Below are 1,201 nucleotides of genomic sequence, written 5' to 3'. Positions count from 1 at the left end.
CGCCTGTGAGGGTGGTGACTTGTATTTGATTAACGGTAACATGCTCCCGCTTAACCGTGCTGGAGCGTTCACTGTAATTGGTAGAAATAAGTTAGGTGATTAAGCTGAATTTGTGTCTTGATAATATTAATATAACATGTTATATTAATATTATTTTATTATAACTGTTTAGACAGTGAATGAATCATTTAGGCAACGAAGACATAACGAATTATCTTAACGTTAAGCGAAAAATAGAATCTAATCTCTATGGATACTTAACTAAGATAATATCCTACACTATGAGAGTATACAGCGAATTAAGAATATAGAATTCTAGGAGGCGTAATACTATGTCTAAGAAAAAAATGTATATTTCGCTAGGAACTTTACTTTTATTGGTTCTATTTGTATCTTCTGGAATTTTTATTATTGGAAATAATCAAGCATCAAAGAATAGTGGGAATATAGCTCATAAATTGATGCCTGTAAATGTGGCTTATGCTGAAAAGTTAGATGATATAAAGGGAGCCATGAATAAGTTGAGGGTGGAATTAGAAACTGAGACGAAGACTAATCCACAAGTGGCTATGCAGGCACATCCAGGAAAGTTTATTAGGAATTCTAAAAACTATCAAAGAATATTGAAACTGGGACTGAAGGCAATTAAACCTCTTTACGATGCTATTTATGATAGTAGAGATGCTGGATGCTATGAATATATTCTAGCTATGGCTATTGAAGACATAACTGGTGAAAAGTTTGTTTACAATTCTGACTATGGTTGGAAAAATTCGTTAGAGTTTAGGATGGCTTATGACGAAAAAGTAAACAATACAAGGTTTAATGTTGAAAGAATCAGTAATAATGAAACTTTGAATGATCATGACCGAACTCAGAAATTTAAGGAATTAGGGATTTTTGCAGTTTCTGATTTAATTAAAGAGTATAGGAAAAGTGATTCCAAAGTTTCTAAACCATCGATATTAGAAGCTGTTAAGGGAATTACTAGTAAGTATAAAGAACTTGCAATAACGGAAAGAACTCCAACTGAGAGTATTCTAGATGAAACACAATTATTTGATTCTCTAGTTTCCTTAAATGGAAGAGCATACAAGTAAGGTGGATTATTTAACTGTAAAGCTAGTTCTTTAGGTATTATATGAGTGTTATACGAACATGAAGCGACCAAGAAAATCTTGGTCGCTTCTTTATATAAGAG

At 32.3% G+C, this 1,201-nt stretch carries 1 protein-coding gene; it reads left to right on the top strand.

Translation table 11 applies throughout. From position 1 onward, the window contains the following. Positions 1-332: 332 nt before the first annotated feature. On the top strand, positions 333-1,100 hold the full coding sequence (locus ACTJLE_RS06305; protein ID WP_481267885.1) for a hypothetical protein: 768 nt from the start codon (positions 333-335) through the stop codon (positions 1,098-1,100). The last annotated feature ends 101 nt before the right edge of the window (positions 1,101-1,201 follow it).

Source organism: Gardnerella sp. CCPDSM (assembly GCF_056754715.1).
Note: the sequence above shows the minus strand (reverse complement) of the source record. Positions and strands in the feature narration are given on the sequence as shown.

Bases quoted from the DNA above. Each gene is read 5' to 3' on its own strand.
- ACTJLE_RS06305 (WP_481267885.1), top strand. From the start codon at position 333: ATGTCTAAGAAAAAAATGTATATTTCGCTAGGAACTTTACTTTTATTG.